The organism is Allokutzneria albata (genome assembly GCF_900103775.1).
Lineage (GTDB): Bacteria > Actinomycetota > Actinomycetes > Mycobacteriales > Pseudonocardiaceae > Allokutzneria > Allokutzneria albata.
Window position 1 is genome coordinate 5,207,654 of sequence record NZ_LT629701.1, and the last position, 17,916, is coordinate 5,225,569.

16 protein-coding genes and 1 tRNA gene are annotated in these 17,916 nt (G+C 65.8%); 5 read left to right on the plus strand and 12 right to left on the minus strand.

Annotated elements, in window-relative coordinates; translation table 11 throughout:
- Nucleotides 1-56 precede the first annotated feature (56 nt).
- Complete coding sequence (locus BLT28_RS23205; protein ID WP_043813598.1) at nucleotides 57-719, plus strand: HNH endonuclease family protein; 663 nt, start codon at nucleotides 57-59, stop codon at nucleotides 717-719.
- A 198-nt stretch (nucleotides 720-917) separates the two neighbouring features.
- On the opposite strand, the gene BLT28_RS23210 is transcribed toward BLT28_RS23205, so the two are convergent.
- The 6 genes from BLT28_RS23210 to BLT28_RS23235 all read right to left on the minus strand — a co-directional run bounded on the left by BLT28_RS23210 (nucleotide 918) and on the right by BLT28_RS23235 (nucleotide 4,935).
- Complete coding sequence (locus BLT28_RS23210) at nucleotides 918-1,253, minus strand: hypothetical protein (RefSeq protein WP_030432647.1); 336 nt, start codon at nucleotides 1,251-1,253, stop codon at nucleotides 918-920.
- 14 nt (nucleotides 1,254-1,267) lie between these two features.
- A complete protein-coding gene (locus tag BLT28_RS23215) occupies nucleotides 1,268-1,525 on the minus strand; it encodes a hypothetical protein (RefSeq protein WP_156051629.1) in 258 nt (85 codons plus the stop codon).
- Nucleotides 1,526-1,549: 24 nt separating this feature from the next.
- Nucleotides 1,550-2,227: a hypothetical protein gene (locus tag BLT28_RS23220; protein ID WP_063766682.1), complete on the minus strand. Its 678-nt coding sequence runs from the start codon at nucleotides 2,225-2,227 to the stop codon at nucleotides 1,550-1,552.
- A gap of 840 nt (nucleotides 2,228-3,067) precedes the next feature.
- Nucleotides 3,068-3,301, minus strand: coding sequence for a hypothetical protein (locus BLT28_RS41010; protein WP_162184923.1), 234 nt, complete (start codon nucleotides 3,299-3,301; stop codon nucleotides 3,068-3,070).
- Nucleotides 3,302-3,925: 624 nt separating this feature from the next.
- Nucleotides 3,926-4,552: a prepilin peptidase gene (locus tag BLT28_RS23230; RefSeq protein ID WP_156051624.1), complete on the minus strand. Its 627-nt coding sequence runs from the start codon at nucleotides 4,550-4,552 to the stop codon at nucleotides 3,926-3,928.
- A gap of 17 nt (nucleotides 4,553-4,569) precedes the next feature.
- Nucleotides 4,570-4,935, minus strand: a complete 366-nt coding sequence (locus tag BLT28_RS23235) for a winged helix-turn-helix transcriptional regulator (RefSeq protein ID WP_030432642.1) — start codon at nucleotides 4,933-4,935, stop codon at nucleotides 4,570-4,572.
- A gap of 350 nt (nucleotides 4,936-5,285) precedes the next feature.
- Here BLT28_RS23235 and BLT28_RS23240 point away from each other — a divergent pair, with 350 nt between their 5' ends.
- Nucleotides 5,286-5,738, plus strand: a complete 453-nt coding sequence (locus tag BLT28_RS23240) for a helix-turn-helix domain-containing protein (RefSeq protein ID WP_156051620.1) — start codon at nucleotides 5,286-5,288, stop codon at nucleotides 5,736-5,738.
- 24 nt (nucleotides 5,739-5,762) lie between these two features.
- A complete protein-coding gene (locus tag BLT28_RS23245; protein WP_156051618.1) occupies nucleotides 5,763-6,272 on the plus strand; it encodes a hypothetical protein in 510 nt (169 codons plus the stop codon).
- Here BLT28_RS23245 and BLT28_RS23250 read toward each other — a convergent pair.
- The gene (locus BLT28_RS23250) at nucleotides 6,260-7,003 is read right to left on the minus strand and encodes an SDR family NAD(P)-dependent oxidoreductase (RefSeq protein ID WP_030432639.1); all 744 of its coding nucleotides are present in this window, start codon (nucleotides 7,001-7,003) and stop codon (nucleotides 6,260-6,262) included. The two genes, BLT28_RS23245 and BLT28_RS23250, sit on opposite strands and share 13 nt — an antisense overlap.
- On the minus strand, nucleotides 7,003-8,124 hold the full coding sequence (locus tag BLT28_RS23255; protein WP_030432638.1) for an MAB_1171c family putative transporter: 1,122 nt from the start codon (nucleotides 8,122-8,124) through the stop codon (nucleotides 7,003-7,005). Before BLT28_RS23255 ends, BLT28_RS23250 begins: the two co-directional genes overlap by 1 nt.
- Before the next feature lie 535 nt (nucleotides 8,125-8,659).
- On the opposite strand from BLT28_RS23255, the gene BLT28_RS40405 reads away from it, so the two are divergent.
- Nucleotides 8,660-12,811: an NACHT domain-containing protein gene (locus tag BLT28_RS40405; protein ID WP_156051616.1), complete on the plus strand. Its 4,152-nt coding sequence runs from the start codon at nucleotides 8,660-8,662 to the stop codon at nucleotides 12,809-12,811.
- A gap of 929 nt (nucleotides 12,812-13,740) precedes the next feature.
- Here the strand turns inward: BLT28_RS40405 and BLT28_RS23260 are convergent.
- Together BLT28_RS23260 and BLT28_RS23265 are read right to left on the minus strand one after the other, a co-directional pair.
- Nucleotides 13,741-13,813: transfer RNA gene (locus tag BLT28_RS23260), tRNA-Ala, on the minus strand.
- Nucleotides 13,814-13,947: 134 nt separating this feature from the next.
- Entirely contained in the window at nucleotides 13,948-14,712 is a 765-nt protein-coding gene (locus BLT28_RS23265) for a DsbA family protein (RefSeq protein ID WP_030432637.1), read from the minus strand.
- Nucleotides 14,713-14,900: 188 nt separating this feature from the next.
- Here BLT28_RS23265 and BLT28_RS23270 point away from each other — a divergent pair, with 188 nt between their 5' ends.
- Nucleotides 14,901-15,596, plus strand: coding sequence for a VIT1/CCC1 transporter family protein (locus tag BLT28_RS23270; RefSeq protein WP_030432636.1), 696 nt, complete (start codon nucleotides 14,901-14,903; stop codon nucleotides 15,594-15,596).
- Nucleotides 15,597-15,616: 20 nt separating this feature from the next.
- Here BLT28_RS23270 and BLT28_RS23275 read toward each other — a convergent pair whose 3' ends face one another.
- Nucleotides 15,617-16,510 carry an IS982 family transposase gene (locus BLT28_RS23275; protein ID WP_030433934.1) on the minus strand — a complete coding sequence of 298 codons (894 nt, stop codon included), beginning with the start codon at nucleotides 16,508-16,510 and terminating at the stop codon, nucleotides 15,617-15,619.
- 62 nt (nucleotides 16,511-16,572) lie between these two features.
- A complete protein-coding gene (locus BLT28_RS23280; RefSeq protein WP_052406964.1) occupies nucleotides 16,573-17,895 on the minus strand; it encodes an MFS transporter in 1,323 nt (440 codons plus the stop codon).
- Nucleotides 17,896-17,916: the final 21 nt, after the last annotated feature.

A 17,916-nucleotide genomic window follows, 5' to 3' on the forward strand; every position in this document is an offset into this window, starting at 1 on the left:
CCGACGACGATGATCCTTTCCAGGACCTGTTGCCCGTTGTTCCAGGGAGATCCGCCGTGCGCCTGCCATCCCGCGCCTTGGCCGTCCTTGCCGCCCTCCTGACCGCCACCACTCTCCTCGCTCCGTCGGCGTCGGCCGCGCCACACGGGATGCCCGAACCCCCGCCGGCCGAGGTCGTGCGGGCCGAGCTCGCCGGCTTGGTCACCGCGGACGAACACTCGATGGCCGGGTACGACCGGGGGAAATTCCCGCACTGGGCACGCCACGGCAACAACTGCGACACCCGCGAACTCGTGCTCGCCCGCGACGGCGAGAACGTCATCCAGGACGCCGCCTGCAAGGCCGTCTCCGGGACCTGGACCTCGTTGTACGACAACACGGTGCTCACCGGCGCGTCGCAGGCCGACATCGACCACATGGTCCCGCTCGCGGCTGGGTGGCGCTCCGGTGCCTGGGCCTGGGACAGCGCCAAGCGCAAGGCGTTCGCCAACGACCTGACCAACCCACAGCTGATCGCGGTCTCGGCGAAGTCCAACCGTTCCAAGGGAGACCAGACCCCAGCGACCTGGAAGCCTCCGGCCAAAGACAGCTGGTGTGTCTACAGCCGAGCGTGGACCCACATCAAGAGCGTGTACGCCTTGACCGTCACCGAACCCGAGCGCGCGGCGTTGGTCGAGATGCTCGACACCTGCACGACACCGACCACGGCGCAACGTTGACCTCCCACCGACGTACGGGTTTGGGCACTCCAACGTGACAATGCCGCGCGCTTGCCCGGGTTACGGATACCGGTGAGGTGATTGAGCTTCGGCCGGACGTGAGGTTCGTTGCTGGGCAACGAAGTCTGCCCAACTCCGTTGGGTGAGCCGTAGCCAGCGCGTGGCCGTGGAAATGTGCATGCCGGTGACGGAGGCCCGTCAACGACCGGTGGGATGGTCAACTTCGCGGCGTCGGAGCGCGTAGGCCGGGATGAGCTGGTTCCGGACCGCGATCGTGACGGTGCGGCCGTCGGCGTAGGGGATGCGGTAGTGGCATACGCCGAGCCACAACCCTTCCGCCGAACGGAACCAGCCAGTGAGCATTCCCGGGACCTCGCCGGACACGTCCAGGCCGTCACCGACGACACGCCGCTGAAAGCTGGAGGGACGCCGCAGGAATTCATCCAGCCGCACCCATGCCGGAGTCAGCTCCGCGCGCCAGCCGTGGTTGTGGTTCCCCGTCATCCGAGTGTACGGGGTGATCAGGTCGTCCATGTATGCCAACGGTTCTAGCGCGTGGAGGTCGTGTTCGGGTAGGCGGTGGCGCTGAACTCCGCGCGTGACGCCTCCCCCGTGGTGGCCAGCAGCCATCGACCATCCACATCGGAGGTCGTGCACGCCGAGCAAGCAACGCACAGGACGCCCTCCGCGGTGAGGGTCGCCGTGTAGCCACTCGCAGCGAGCACGTGCTCCCCAGGCACACAGCGCGCGGGCAAGAGCACGATCCGCGCGCCGAGCCCGTCCACCCGATACTGCGCCGTACACATGGAAACCATTGGAAGACAACACCTTCATCCTGTAGCGCGAGAAATCGGGAGAGTAGCTGGGGAGTGCTGATCCTTGCGCGCGTTGCCTGTTCCTGTCGCGAGTGCGACCGGACCTCCTGGGTCTGGCATCAGCATCCGGACCGAGCGGGGGCGGGCGGCGGCGCCCCGGCCGGTGGCGTGGACCTCGACCTCGCGGTAGCGCAGATGCCCGTCCCCGGCGCCCACGCCGTACCAGCGGCCGTTCGCGCAGCGCAGCTCGACATCGGCGGAAGGCCAGGGGCCCAAGGGAAGCAGCACTGTCCCGCGTTGGCGCACCCGCGCGGCGAGCTTGCGCGTCTGGGCCGTGCTGATCATGGTGGTGCCCGCGAAGGCCACCAGGTCCAGCCCGTCGGTGAGCGCGGCGACCACCTCACCGAGCTGGGTTCCCGGGCGCGGCACCAGCGCCATGCGCTCCACCGCGACCCCGGCCTCGGCGGCGGCCAGCACGCTCAGCCCGGGCAGGCCGACGACCGCGGCCCACGAGCCTTCGGCGGTGGCCGAGGCCAGTATCGCGAACAGCAGCGAGGTCGACCCGCGCAGCGCGATCGTGGCGCCGCGCCGCAGTCCCGGCCACGGCAGGACTGCCCGCAGCTCGGGCCGTACCGGGAGCGTGCGCCCGGCGAACTCCTCGCCGGACGCGGTGCTGACCCTGGCCAGGGACACCGACGTCGACCTCCTCACCGTGTGCGTGGGCGCGCGTGGTTCACGAGCACACCCGCCACGGGGAAGGTCGGCGGACGCTCGAACATGTGTTCGATTTGCACGGCGAGTCAACCCCTTGCCGGGGTAGCAAGTCAAGTCCGAGCAGGCCGAAGTGGACTGTGCTGGCTATCGGCAGCCGTTCGGTCACAGTGGTCGTGACAGTCCACTGTGGAGGCGAGGTTGTGCGGTTCGTACGAAATCGGGGATGGGATTGAGCCTCCGCAGACGGTTCCGCAGCATCGAGCATGTCGTACGTGCGGACTTCTCGACGCCGGGTGGAATGTCGCCGCGATCCCTAACGGTGGCGCGCGCCAGCGAGGGGAACAGCGCACGACGGAGGTGCCCGACGAGGACCTGAGGCCGTCGTCGGGCATCAAGCGGCGCGTCACTTCCTGTCGGGTTTTCCGCCCTGTGTCGATCTGGGGAATCCTGTTTCGACGAAGCCTTCGTTCCCCCGGTATGTGCAGTAGCCGGCCATGTAGCGCACGCCTTGTGGGGTGCGAACGGCCGCCCAGTGAGCCCCGGTGCGCCCGCATGCCGTGTACAGCCCGCCGGGGACGTGATCACAGGAGGGACGGTTTTCGCTGGCGTAGAAAAAGCCCTTTCTGGCATGTCCGGCGGACGGGAAATGAGTTCCGGGACCGGTACGGAGATTCACGCCGTCCTCCAGCGGCCTCCAGGTACACCGAAGACGTGGATCTATTCCCGCGTTCCCGACCGGGGTGGCGACGAGTAGCGATATCAAGACGAGCGCGGATGAGGCCAGGAACGTCAGGGTACGAGACATGACATTCCCCTCGCCTAAAAGAAGCACACGCGCGGTTCGTAATGGCCATCCACTCCTCCGGCCACGCGAACCTTGACGGGTTGCCTGACCGACCCGACCCTGATGTCTTTCCGGCCGATCCCCCACCCCTGCGTCTCGCTGGCGAGCACACGTCCGGTGTTGCAGTCCAGCAGGTAGATCCAGGCCATCGTGGCCGCGTTGACCAGGTCCGCGTGGAACGCGCCGTTGTCGTTGCGCCACAACCTCAACAGCGATCCCCCGTGGCGATGCTCGTGTACGAGCCGGTACCCGGGTGCCGCTGCCGACGCGCTTGTGGTGATGGGCACCGAGGTGACCGCGAGGGCCATCGCGACCGCGGCGGCCCATCGGTTTCTCCTCCGCTCCTCCGAGTGGATAGCCTCTTCCGAACGCGAATTCCTCGCCATTACCGACCCCTCCTCTGTCAACTGTCAGCAGCACGCCGAATTGGACTTATTCCTCTTGGCGACTGCATGCTCGACTATGAGTACGCGGCCGGTAACTACGAGCGTCAACAGGCGATTGAACGCGCACCGGTGAGCAGATGGCGACACAACAACTCTTTGGGTGAATGATCGCCATCAAGCACGGTTGTAGAGTCGCGCCCATGACCGATGCCGTGCTGTGCCATAAGTGCCGAGAGAATCCTGTGGGCCCGGGAGGAATCTTGTGCCCGGCGGGCAAGGCCGAACTGGCGAGATAGCCGCGGTGCCGCCGCAGGTCCCCCTGCGGCGGACACGCCCTCGACCATCACGGCGGGCGCTTCGGACACCCTGGCGTTCCTCGCGCTCGATCGCTGCACCCTCACTCGTGCGCGAGGCACGCCGGCATAGAACTTGCGCCCGCGCGGGGATCTACCCGACGAGGGAGAGGTCGACGAGCACCTGCTGCGGCATAAGCAACACGAGCACGGCCGCGCCCAAATATGGTGGCCCCCAAGCGATCCGCAGTTGCGGACGGTACATCGGCGCGACGATGGCCGCTGCCAGTGCCCCGAGGACGACGACCATCAGAAGCTGCGCCCAGCCGTGCCAGGCGAGCACGAGCCCGAGGAACCCGCTGAGCTTGATGTCGCCGACGCCCAAGGCCTTGGGCCACAGGGCGAACGCGAGCAGGGGCACGGCGACCATCGTCGCCATCCCTTCGATCGCCCGGGCCAGACGCGCCGGATCAGCTCCCGTCAGCGCGGCGAACACGAGCAGCCCACCGACGATCACGAAACTCATCAGGACTAGAGCGTTGGGAAGACGGAAGGTGACCGTGTCGAAGACCGCCAGCATCACCGCCGCCGTGATGAAGACACCCATCGCCAAGCGGACCAGAAGCTGCTCGTCTCGGCACGCGAGCACAGCGAATGAGCAGGCGAGCGTCACCGCGATGAACGCGGTGACGCTCCCCGACACCCACCCGGCCGCGTCGTCCTCCTGACGGAGCACGCGGCACATCGTCACCGCGACGGTGACCCCCGACAGCGCGCCCATCGCCGCCGGGGCCCAGCTCACGACGACGCCTTCCAGTTCCCTTCCCGCCCGGCGTCCTGGAAGCTGGCGTCGAACGCCGCCAAAGCGGCCACCATGGTCCTCCCGCTCTCCGTGAGCATGTACTCCGAGGACTTCGGAAACACCCTGCGGATCACGCGCTTCGCCACGAACCCCTTGTCCACCAACTGCGCTAGGGCGCGGCTCAAGGCGCTGTCATGGAACTGCCTCCCCGAGCCCGACCTCGCCAGGTCGGCGCGAATAGCCTCGGCGATGTTGTTGTAGTGCCAGGTCTTCCCGTCTGACAGCGTTTTGAGCACGAGTGGTGGCCAGAAGCCCCGCAGAATCTGGCTCGCATCCGAGTCGCTTGCCCAGAAGTTCCCCATTGCTTTCCCTCCCCATTCAGCCCGTCTTCGCGACAGCTCGTGTCGCTCGTACGGAGGTCCCCGCAGGCCGATTCGGTTGTGGCGACACGTGATGGAGATGCCGCTCCCCTGCGGCGTGACCACGGGCGACCATGAGCTGGCCCGCCCCTCCCGCAAACCACTGGCGAACCATGGCCACATCCGGAGAATCGACTACCGTCGTTCATTCCAGTAGACGTTTGACCCAACATGGCCCTATCGAGTGCCTGGCTACGAGGACGAATGCGAGTAAAGTAGCCCATTGGTGTTCATACGAGTGGACATCGGCTGGTCGATAGCTGGCTGAACATGGGCGAAGGAGTCGAACTCCGTTGAGCGTCGCCGACAAGATCAATCAGTTGATCGCGGATCGGTGGGGACCCAATCCTCCAGGTAACGCAGTGATCGCCAAGGAGATCCGCGACGAAACCGGGTTGTCGATCTCCACCGGGTATCTGTGGGCGCTGAGGAAGGGGACTCGGAGGAACCCGACCGGCCCGCGCCTGCAAGCCCTGGCGAAGTTCTTCGACCGACCGCCGGCCTACTTCCTCGACGAGGGCATCACCCCCAGCGTCATGGACCTGGCCGCCGTGCTGCGTTCCCAGGAAGCCGTCCGCATGATTGCGATGCGCTCGCTGGAGCTGTCTGAGACAAGCCAGAACGCGATCTTGGCCATGGTTGAACAGGCGCGCCGAGTCGAACAGCTCGACAATGACGGCACGGCTTCACGCGCGGAACCTGAACTCCCCAACCCCTCCAGGACCGACGCGCCGCCGAGTGAGTAAGGGAGCCGGCACGGGGAGGGCGGCATGCTTGATCAGCTTCTTCGGCATCGTTGCACCCAGCGGCTAGAAGGTCTTCGGCTGCCGCAGCCGCTCTCGGCCGCGGCGTTGCGCGACGAGATCACGAGGCTGCGACAGCGGCGTCTCTACCTTCACCCGATTGTGCCGAACACTGGGATGTGTGGACTGTGGCTCGAAACCGAGAGGGCCGACCACATCTTCGTCGAGCGGCGCACCAGCCACGCGCACCAGCAGCACATCCTCGCGCACGAACTCGGACACATGCTCTTCGAACATTCCCACCCCATCGTCGACGAAAGCACCCTCGTGCTCGGCTCTGGCCGTGTCAGCAGCGCGAGCGGGGAGGACGTGGCGCGCACCCTGCTGGCGGGCAGTAACTACAGCTCCGAGGAGGAGGCCGAAGCCGAGATGGTGGCGACGTTGATCCTCGAATCCGCTCTCCGCGCACCGACCGATCGACGGCGCGCGCCGACTGCGTTCGAACGCGGGTTCGGTGTCGCGGGCTACCGGAGGTAGGAGGCACCGTTGAGGTCGAGCACGGCACCGCTGGCGAACTCCGCCTCCGGTGAAGCGAGGTAGAGCACCGCGGCGGCAACCTCCTCGGCCGTGGCGACCCGGTGGAACGGACTCTGATTGCGGATCGCTTCACCGACTTCCCCGCGCAGGAACGGCGTGCCCATACCGGCATCGACCACACCCGGAGCGACGGTGGTGACGGAGATCCCGTCGTTGCCGACGGCCACCGCGAGGGACTGGCCGAAGGCGTGCAACGCTGCCTTGCTCGCCGCATAGGCCGGAGCAGTGGGCATTCCTCGATATGCCGCACGGGAACCAACGTTGACGATGCGCCCACGCCGCTGCCGCAGACGCGGAATCGCGCAATGGCTGACGTAGGCCGCGCCCAAGAGGTTGACTGAAATGATGTGCTGCCAGGCCTGCTGCCACTGCTCGAAAGAACAATCGACCGGATGCTCCGGGGCCGCGGTCCCGGCGTTGTTCACCACAACATCCAGACCGCCCAAGCCCTCCACGGTCGCATCGACCAACCGCTGCGCCTGCTCCGGCGCGCTCACGTCAGCGCCGAACATCGCGTGTCCGGTCCCCGGCAACTCGTCCACAACCGTTCGGGCGCGTTCAGCGTCAGTCGCGTAGTGGACCATCACCGTGTCCCCCGCGCATGCGAACGCCCGCGCGATCGCTGCCCCGAGCCCGCCGGAGGCCCCGGTCACCAGTACCGCCCTGCTCATCAGACCCGCCCCATAGCAGTCCTCATCGATGACCGGCACGGTCGCCAGTACCGCGCGACCCGCACGAAGAACTTGATCTCTGAGCGCACCGTACCGCTGTGTCCCAGCGACATGCGGCCCACAGGCTCCTCCACCATGGCTTCGCCGCGTCGACGGCGGTCCGCGGCCACGGCCATCAACCGCGCGGTCACCGCCGCGTCAACCACGCGCTCAGGAAACCGGCCACGCGCTTCCTCGATGGCTCGGCGCTGATCGTCAGCAGTCACGTACCGGCGCAAGATGAGCATGACGTCGCGGATCTCCATAACCGCTCGTCCGGCCCGCGCCGACGGATTACCCGCGAACACCACATCAAGCACCCGCATCCGCGGCAACCGCCATGCGAGCCTCGGCGCCACGGCCAGAACATCCCGCCACAGCGGCCACAACACCCACCACCAATACCGCAGGACGAGTCCCTGCCCGGCCACCGGGAACCACACACCGGCCGCCAACAACAGCGCCTCCACCCCCGTGACCGGAGACAACAAACCCGACAACCAGCCGCACCCGGAACCGAAATAGGCCAAGAAGATGACCCACAACAGACAGGCCACGGCCATCCCCGCCCCGAACAGACACATCCCCGCCCTCAGCGGCTGCTCCGCGCCGCGACCATGCCGGAAACACACACCAGCGGCAAGCAGGTTCGCCCCCAGCAGGAACGAAAAGTAGACGACCCAGTACGCCGGCAATGGACCCGCGACGCCGACCACGTTCCGGTCGTGCGGACCCGCGGTCGCATCCAGCCACAGCAGAACAACGACCACGACCCCACCAGCGGCAAGCAGAGATCGAGCGGCGCGTCGACGACCGCTCGCGTGCAGCACGAAGAACGCGACCACCGCCGCGTCAAAGGTCGCCACCATCTGCCGGAGAAGATCCACACGATGGGCCGTGCCCACCACATCCAGCAACACCGCCTGCACCTCGGGCAACCGCAACGCCATAGCAACGCAGATGGCGGTCACCGCAAGCCACAACGGCCGCTGCTGCCGATCACGCAACGCCGACGGAGCGCGAAGCACGACCACCACGGCCATGCACATGATGCCGATGACCTCAATCCATGAAGAAGCCACAGGCGACTTTGTCACGCACCTTGTCGGTCCCGCCTAACGAGAGCAGCGGCATCACCCACGAGTAGTCGACGTTCCCAGAGCCCCTCCAGGGGCCAGCTCGCTTCATCGAGCAGCTTCTTCACCTCTACGAGCGATAGGCAAATGCCCGACTCCGGAAACTTCCCGCCTCAGTCTGGATGATCACGAAAGCCTCGTTGGGGAACGCAAGGTGAAGGGGCCTAGGTACCTATCGTTCCAGTAGATGACGGTGCGGCTACGTGGCTGTGGTGGAGAGTGCTGCCGATGCCAAGCTGTTGCAGTTTTGGTGGCGGCGACGAAATGCCTGTTGACCTAGTGTGGTCCCCTGTCCTAGCGGGGGAGGAAGATGGCCACGGCTGCAGGCCTTGTTAAGGCCAATCCCGCAGGCGCTGGCGCCGGGCGCGGCAGCTGAGCAGAGCTGGCCCCTGCGAAACACCGTGAGCCAGTCTCCGATGTGGGGAAACAATCAAGCAACTGGCCCTATCGAAAACCGTCTAGACATTGGGGTGTATCTGTCGTGTCCGCCGCGCTCCCTGACATCGACTTCGCTCGGATTCGCCCTTACGGTCAGCCGGCCTCTCGATCGAACGCGTTCGAGGAATTGGCCTCTGTCCTGATCCAGCAGAGCATAGTCGAGTGGCCTGGCGGCGTCCGATTCTATAGATTTGGCAACCCTGACGGCGGCAGGGAAGGCAAAGGTGTGCTGCCAGATGGAGGTGTCTGGGCGTGGCAGGCCAAGTACTTGTTCGAGTTCGACTCGTCGGCTGCCGGACAGGTCAATGAATCGGTGCTTCGCGTTCTGGATCTTGAACCGAACCTAAATCGCTACTTCGTCGCGCTCCCAATCGACCTGCCAGCAGGCGACACGGCCAAGAAGATCTCGGCGCATACGCGCTGGACCAGAAAGGTGGAGGAGTGGGAGGAGCTCGCCCGCGCAAAAGATCTCGAGGTTGAGTTCGTCTTCATCGGTGCGCATCAGCTCGTTACTGCCTTGACGGAGCCTCGGCATTCCGGACGAGCTGGGTATTGGTTCGGCGCGGATGTCCTGACGCCGGATTCGCAAGGTCGTCAACTGGACGAGATCATCGCCAAAGCGGGTCGCCGTTACTCGCCACGACTGCATGTTGAGGTGGATGCTGTTCACGCTCTGGAGGCTGTTGGACGGGCGAAAGCCTATGTTGAGGAATGGCAGCGCGTGCTCGCTGATCTCAGAGAAGCCCGAGCGTGGACATGGCGGAGCCCTTCCGACGTTGCAGATTTTTTCAACGATGCCCTACCTCACTGCGGTGTCACGCTCGACAAAGCAGATGCCGCCCTGGAACTAATGATCTCCGCTGCCCGATCGACCGACAAGCTTCCACTGATTGACGAGCCCCTCAAAGCCGCTGCCCAGGCCGTGATGAAGGTGGAAGTCCTGCTGCACGAGCACGCGCGAAGTAAAGGCGGATACTATGAAGGTGACGCCGGGACATTGTACTCGGAGGTTCGTGAAGCTCTTCGTGCACTGCGCCGCGCCGAGTACGTGGCTGGCACCGAGGCAACGCGGGCGGCGCGGGAGAAAGTGCTGCTACTGACCGGGCGTGCCGGAGCAGGAAAGACGCACCTGTTCTGCGATGTGGCAACACAGCGGGTGGCTGAGGGGCGTCCGACGGTACTTCTTCTCGGACAGGACTTCGACGGCAGATCTCTCCTGCCTCAGATCGGGGAGCTGACTCGACTGGGCAGTTCGGTGGACGATGTCTTCGCCGTGCTCGACGCGGCGGCGGAAGCTGCCGGGTGCTTCGGCCTGTTCATGATCGACGCTTTGAATGAGAGTGAGCGGCCCGAACGTTGGCGTGATGATGCCCGGGCATTGCTCGCAACCGCCGCCCAGTATCCCCGTATAGCTGTAGCGCTCTCCTGTCGATCTGAGTTTGTTGCGGCAGTCGTTGGCGATGATTCTGTTGCGAGGATCGAGCATGTCGGATTTGCTGAGTCCACTGATATCGCGGTTCGCAGGTTCACGCAGGAGTATGGACTCGAGCCTCCTACGTTCCCTGTCCTCAACCCGGAGTTCAGCAATCCACTATTCCTCAAACTGACCTGCGAATCCCTCGCGACGCTCGGCGCGACGCGGTTTCCCTTTGGAGCCGCTGGCCTCACAACTGTCTGCAACGCGTTCCTCGAAGCTGTGAATAAGCGCCTTGCGGAACCTGGACGCAGCGACTATGACGAGCGAAGCAACCCCGTCGGACGCGTCATCCGCGAACTCACATTTCTCGGCGGAGGTGCCTTCGACCGAGAAGACGTCCAACGCATAACGGATGAGGCCCTGCCCGGCCGTTCATGGTCGCAGTCGCTGATGCGCGGCTTGATTGCCGAAGGTGTTCTCACGGAGCTCAGCGATGGCCGTATCGCATTCGGGTACCAGCGGCTGGGCGATGTCGCGCGGGCAGCCGTAATCGCTGAGGCATCGCAGGATGACGTACGAGCGTGGGTACAGGCACTCGCTGATGAGGTATGGCGCGAGAGAGGTGTTCTCGGCGCTCTCGCAGTGATCGTCTCGGAGCGGTACGAGGTCGAACTCATCGACCTCGCCAAAGACGATGAAGGCACGGTCTCACATGACTACATTGACAGCTTTCTCGAGAGCCTGCTACTCCGCTCGCCCAAGTCGATCTCGCCTCGGACCGTCGAGATCGTGCGCCGTCTGTTTGAGCACCGCTACCGCCGCGACGAGGTCTGGGACCGCCTGATTCGCATCGCTTGCATTCCTGATCATCCGCTCAATGCCAACTGGCTCCATACCCACCTGAATTCCTATGAGGTGGCAGACCGCGACACCGCATGGTCCGCGTGGCTCGTAGGTACCGTCAGCGGCGATAGCGAAACGGCAGTCAGTCGATTGATCGAGTGGGCCTGGCCCTCAAACCTTCAAGATCGGTCCCCCACCGTTCCTGACGATGTCGCGGTGCTCGCGACAAAGGTACTCGGCTCGTTCCTCACCACCAGCGACCGTCGAGTGCGCGACCGTGCCACGAAGGCCATCGTGAGCGTCGCGGAGCGAGCCCCAGCCGCCTTCGCGCGGGCGCTTGGTCGGTTCCACGACACAAACGATCCCTACGTCATCGAGCGACTGGCCGCAGCCGCATGCGGCGTAGTGCTCAGGACCGACGACGTCAAGGCGGTGCAGCAGATCGCTGACAGCCTTACAGGACTCGTCGCAGACGGATGGCCGCAACACCTAGTGACACGGGACTTCATCCGACGCACCTTCAGCAAGGCACGCACCCTCGACTGGCCCGGACCGGACGGGCTCCCACCGTACAACGGACAATGGATTACTCCGACGAGAGCCTTTGAAGAGATCGAAGCGCTCACGGGTCCACCGAACTATGAATATAGCTCCATCTGGCACTCGCTTACAGGACTGGGGGACTTCGGACGGTACGTGGTGCAGCCAGCGCTAGATGATATCGTTAGCGAGGACTCGAAGGCGCTGCTGCACGAGACGGAGCGCGCAGTATTCGGTCGAGTCCTCGACCTTGGCTGGACTCCAGAGCGCTTTAGCATGTTTGACCAACCTCGATCAGGTAGGCGCGATGGTGTCGTCGAACGAGTCGGCAAGAAGTACCAGTGGATTGGCTTCTACGAGGCGCTAGGTCGCATTACTGACCGTTACCTCATCAAAAGGTCATGGGCGGACAAAGAGCCGCAACCCTACAGCTACGCCGAGCAGCTCATCTGGCGCGACATGGATCCCACGGTGCTCGCCCGTAAGCCCGTGGCGGGGCCTTCACGGCGAGAGCTGCCATGGTTCTCCCCGGTCGGCGCACAATTCCAGCAAAGCGTCGCTGATGACTGCCCGGACAACATGGACGGTGTGCCCGACCCATTGGACCTGATCGCAGTCTTCGACCCTGATGGCACACCCTGGTTGGCACTGCAGAGCAGCCCCAATTGGAAACAGCCACTGCCGCCAGAGGTCAAAGCTCTCCGCGTCCCACGACTCGACGTATGGATGCAATTGCACGCATACTTGGTGCCGGTCGGCGAAGCGGGCAAACTCCGTCGCTGGGCTAAGGGCAAAGATTGGTTCGGGCGTTGGATGCCCGAAAGTGCCGAGCCGCACAATATCTTGCTTGGCACACACCCAGACGACCCTGAGTGGTCCGCGGCGGACGGACGCGCTGAATGGTGGGACACAAGAGCGAGCGGGCCACAACCCACAGAGCTAGAGCAATGTGCCGCCTGGTACGGCGGGACAGGCACCTCTCGCGACGCCTCCGCCGAAGAAGAGACGCGCGGCTACGTTCCAACCCGACGACTGTTCGACGTTCTCGGCCTGTCGAGGGGAGTCGACTTCGCTTGGAACGATGGCTCCGGTCTAGCTGTCCACGATCCCTCGGTCGTGCTCGGTGGCCCGAGCACGCTCGTGATGCGCCGCGACCTCACAGAGCGACTCGTGGACGCTGGATTGACTCTCTTCTGGACCGTGCTCGCTGGCAACGAGCTGCACCGCAGCGATCACATGCCACGCGACAACGACTATCGGTGGGTCAGCGCGAGCGCGTCATACATCCTCGAGGGCACCCGGGTCGAACAGATCGGAGCGACCGCCGCTCGATATAGACCTGGTCCCAGGAAGGAACGCGAGCTCAGATGGGTAACTAAAGGTACTGAAGGCTGATCCGTAACAATCATTCTCGGGGCGTCAGTTTCCACATGATCGATGGAGATGGGCTGGAACAGCTGTGGAGGTACGCGATCGTCTTTCCCGCACTGCCTGCGCTGGTTCGGTAGTGTGGCAAGTGCAGGTTCGGCCGAGGACGTCTTCGCTTACGCGAGCTGCGGGTTCCGTCTCTTGCGTTGCAGTTCGAAGCCCGACGGCTTCGGTGCCAATGGGAGAAGATTGGGAGCCGCCAGGTGCGTTCAACTGCGTTGAACCCCACCGAACGGCCCCCAACGTAGCTATGTGACCTGCTGAAGTCTCATTTACGCAGTTCAGGGAGACTTTGGTCCCTATTTGACACGGTAGAGGCCATTGATTCAATCTCCGCATCGCCCACCAGCGCATTTCTGCCGGTCAGGTGACCTGCCGACGATCTTCGCTAGCGGGCGGTTTGCCGTCTGGTAACAGGGCACGCGACCGTGGCCACACCGTCAACCGCAGAAGTGGTCGGGCGCCCGAACTGCTCTCACCGGCCCGCAACCCGATCAGCCTCGCATCGGTCCTGGGACGAGTGACGCAGGAGCGGTTCTGGTTCTAGCCCGTGATCGTCGTGGCAGCCACGCGTCGCTCCTAGCGGGAACCCACACGGCCCGGATCCGGTCAACAGCGCGAGCAACGACATAGCCGGGGCGGGGCCATACCCAGACCGCCACCCCGCCCACAGCGGACGAGCAGAAGACACCTGTGCACTGGCAGCCGCAGGATCACCCAGATGGGTTGGAGCAGAAAGTCTGACCCCATTTCGCCGATTTCGGTGTCCCTGCTCCAGTTTTGCTCCAGTTAGTCGTCCACCGCGAGCGCGGAGGTACACAGTGGACTGTCCACAGTGAGCAAAAAGAAACCGGGTGACCTGCGGTTATGCAGGTCACCCGGTCTTGTCTCCCGAGTGGAGCTGAGGGGATTCGAACCCCTGACCCCCACACTGCCAGTGTGGTGCGCTACCAACTGCGCTACAGCCCCGTGAGGAGGATCTTTCGCCCGCTTTCGATCTCTCGTTCGCGTGCATGCACACCATATATGACGGGTCCCCGAACTACGAAATCGGGGGGTCCAAGATCCTCCCGCAGGCCGTTGACCTGCGTTGATGCCGAGGGTCAGCCGGCGGAGCCGATGAGCTGGTCCAGCCAGTTGGCGTCGGCGATCTCGATCTTCTTGCCGTTGTGCGCGACGGTGGGGGTGCCATGGGTGCCCCGGGAGCCGACGAGCGCCTGGTTGTCGGTGAACGCCTTCAGCTCGGCCTCGCCGAGGGCGACGTGCCGCTTGGTGCGCACGCACTGCTCGAAGTCGGGGCCGGCGCCGACCGCGGTGCCCAGCTCGATGAGGCGGTTGTCGTCGTAGCCCTTGCCGCCCTCGGCCGGCTGCTTGCCGAACAGGCTGGCGAAGTAGGTGGGGAACTTGCCGCCGTCGGCCGCGCAGAGGGCCGCGTTGGCGGCATCCCTGGAGTAGCCCTCGGGGTTGGACATCGAGTTCAGGAACGGCAGCACGTGGTAGCGAACCTTGAGCTCACCCGAGTTGATCTTCTCGTTGATCTTCTCGCCGTAGAGCTTCTCGAACTGGCCGCAGGCCGGGCAGAGGAAGTCGGCGTAGACGTCGATCGTGGCCTTGGCGGTGTCCTTGCCCGCGACGACCGTGCCTTCCTGGCGCTGGACCGGGTAGTCCGCCTTGACCTCCGCCACCGGGATGGCCCCGGCGGCCTGGTTCGTCAGCAGCACGCCGCCGATCACACCGACCGCGAGCAGCACGACGAAGACAACGCCGATGATGACCTTGTTCCGGTCACTGCTCGTTCCGCGCGCCGCCGCGACCGCACTGGCTGCCTGCTTCTTCTTGTTGCGCGCGTTCCGCTGGGCTCCGCCCACGTCGGCTTCCTCCCCAATCGTTCTCCGGCCGGGGCCGGACTCTGCTGAGCGCACCCGCTCGCCGGACAGGAAACACGGCACGGGGTGACACCACCGTGTGGCGAGGGTACTGCGGGTGACATCAGGGCAGGCCAGGCACACCTTCGCAAGGGTGTCCTCAGCAGGCGGGAACGACTTACGGTCGGGCCATGGACGAGATCGGGCACACGCACGCCGACGTGTCCGGGGGCTGGCTGCGGCCCGCGGTGTTCGGGGCGATGGACGGCTTGGTGACCAACATCGCGCTGGTCGCCGGGGTCGGCGGTGGTGGTGCGGACAGCACCGTGATCGTGCTCTCGGGGATGGCCGGGCTGGTCGCGGGCGCCTTCTCGATGGCGCTGGGCGAGTACGCCTCGGTGGAGACGCAGAACAACGCGATCAGCGCCGAGGTGGCGGCGGAGCGCCGCGAACTGCGCACGAACCCGCGCGCCGAGCAGGCGGAGCTGGTGGACATGTACGTCGAGATGGGCCTCACCCGGGAGACGGCGGAGCGGGCGGCGGCCGAGGTGCACGCCGACCCCGAACTCGCCGTTCGCGTGCACATCACCCAGGAGCTGGGCGTCGACCCGCAGGAGCAGCCGTCACCGTTGGTGGCCGGGGTCTCGTCGTTCCTCTGCTTCGCGGTCGGAGCGCTGTTCCCGCTGCTCCCGTTCCTGCTCGGCTCGGACTCGCTGCTGCTCGGGCTCCTCGTCGGCGGCATCGGCCTGTTCGCCGCGGGCGCCATGGTCTCCCGCTTCACCACGCGGTCCTGGTGGTACAACGGCGTGCGCCAGCTGCTGTTCGGCGCGATCGCGGCCGGGGCGACCTACCTGGTCGGCATGCTCATCGGAGTGGGTGTCACCTAGACGAGTAATTCCTAACTGGGTCAGTGGTCGTAGGCGGTCAGTGATCGGGTGAGGGGTGCTCCGGTGGCTCGGTTGTGCCAGATCACCGCGGTGAGGGCCAGGAGTCGTTGGGCGATGCGGACTCCGACACCGTCGATGGTGCGTCCGCTGTGCTGTTCCAGGTTGAGCTGGCCTTTCAAGGTGTCGTTGACCGACTCGATCAGCTGACGGATGGACTTGAGCAGTGGCTCACCGGGGTGGGGTGTGCGGTTGCGGTAGGACGGCCGGATCAGCCGCACCTCACGCTCGGCGAGGAAGTGGTCAAGCTCGCGGGAGACGTAGCCCTTGTCGGCGATGATCAGCAGTCCGGGGCGGTCGGTGAGCAGGTGGGGTTCGTGGTCGCACAGGGCCATGAGCACCTGCCGCTCGTCGATCTTCGGGTCGGCCAACGCCCAGGTGATCGGCAGTCCGGCGGGGGTGCAGACCAGGTGCAGCCGCAGGCCCCAGAACCAGCGGGAGTGCGAGCGGCAGTAGCCGTAGTGCGCCCACCCGGCCAGTTCCGAACGCTTCACCGCGGGGCGGGACCGGCCGCATTCCACCGGGGTGGAGTCGACGATCCACGTGGTGTCACTCCACAGGTCGGTGTCGGTGGCCAGCCACCGCATCACCTGCTTGACCAGCGGCAGCGCCGCCCGCAGGCGGCGGTTGTACCCGGACTGGCCGGGCAGGTACCGAAACGCCCCGGGCAGCCGGGCGGGCAGGAACCGCAGCCAGCGGGCCTCGGAGGTGAACCCCAGCAGCGCCTGGGCCACCGCCAGGGTGACCAGTTCGGCGTCGGTGAGCTTCGGTGGCCTGCCCACGCGGGTCCTGCCCGCGAGACGGTCGTCGATCTTGACGTAGAGTGCGGTGAGAAGGGTGTTCAGGTCTGTCGTCACACACGGATCGTGGACACCCTTCGCCCGTCTCCGGTCACCACCCCGACTTACGCATTACTCGTCTAGGGCTGCGGCTGCTGCGGCTTGCCCGCGACGCGCTCGCCGGTGGGCAGTTCGGGTCCCTCGTCGAGGCAGCCGCCGCTCTCCGCCGCGACCTCCGTCGCGGTGTGCTCACCCGCTCGCCTCGGCAGCGTCTCCGGGGCCAGCAGCCACGGAACCAAGGCCAGCAGCATCGTGAAGCCGGTGACCGCGAAGGCCGTCTCGAAGGACAGGTTCTCCGCCATCACTCCCGCGAGCAGGGGGCCGAGGATCGTGCCCACGTCGGCGGCCATCTGGAAACCGGCCAGGACCGGACCGCCCCGCTTCTCGTTGCCGACGACGTCGGCGACGGCGGCGCTCTGCGCGGGGGTGAGCAGACCGGCTCCGAAGCCCGCGACCAGGGACGCGGCCAGGAAGGCCGGGACGGAGTCGGTGTAGCCGAGCCAGATCATCGAGGCGCCCGCGACGAGCAGTCCGGCGATCGCGAGCGGCTTGCGGCCCCTGGTGTCGGCGAGCTTGCCGGAGAAGAGCAGGACCAGCGCGTTGCCCCCGGCGAAGACCGACAGCGAGATGCCCGCCCACGCCTCGTTCTCCCGCAGCGCCTGGGTGACGAACAGCGGGATCAGCGCCATCCGCACGCCGAAGACCGTCCACCCGGTGGCGAAGTTCGAGGCCAGCGCCGCGCGGTAGGCGCCGTGGCGGACCGCCTCGCGCATGGTGAACAGCGGTCGCGCGTCGTCGCGGTTGGCGGCCGCGAGGCTGGAGTTGCGCAGGAAGAACCAGGCGACGAAGGCCGCGACCAGCAGCGCGACCGCGTAGGTGAGGAACGGCAGCTTGATCGAGATGCCGACCAGCCCGCCGCCCACGATCGGCCCGGCGATGTTGCCGAGCAGGAAGCCGGTCGACCACACGCCGGACGCGCGGCCGCGCAGGTGCGGCGGGCTGAGCCGGATCAGCAGGGCGACGGCGGAGACGGTGAACATCGTCGAGCCGGTGCCGCCGAGCGCGCGCAGGACCAGCAGCTGCCAGTAGTCCGCGGCGAACGCGCACGCGCCGGTGGAGACGGCGACGATGATCAGCCCCCACACGTAGACGGGGCGCTCGCCGAAGAAGGCCACCAGCCTGCCGCTGACCGGGGCGAACGCCAGCCGGGTGAAGGCGAAGGCGCTGATCACGATCGAGGAGGCGGTGACGCCGACGTCGAAGCTGGCCGCGAAGCCGGGCAGGGCGGGCGCGACGATGCCGAAGCCGATCGCGATCACGAAACTCGCCGCGACCAGCACCCACACCTCGCGGGGAAGGCGGTCGGAGAGCTGTCCTGTCGCCGGTTCCGCGGACGTGCTCACCGTGATGCCTCCCACTGCTCT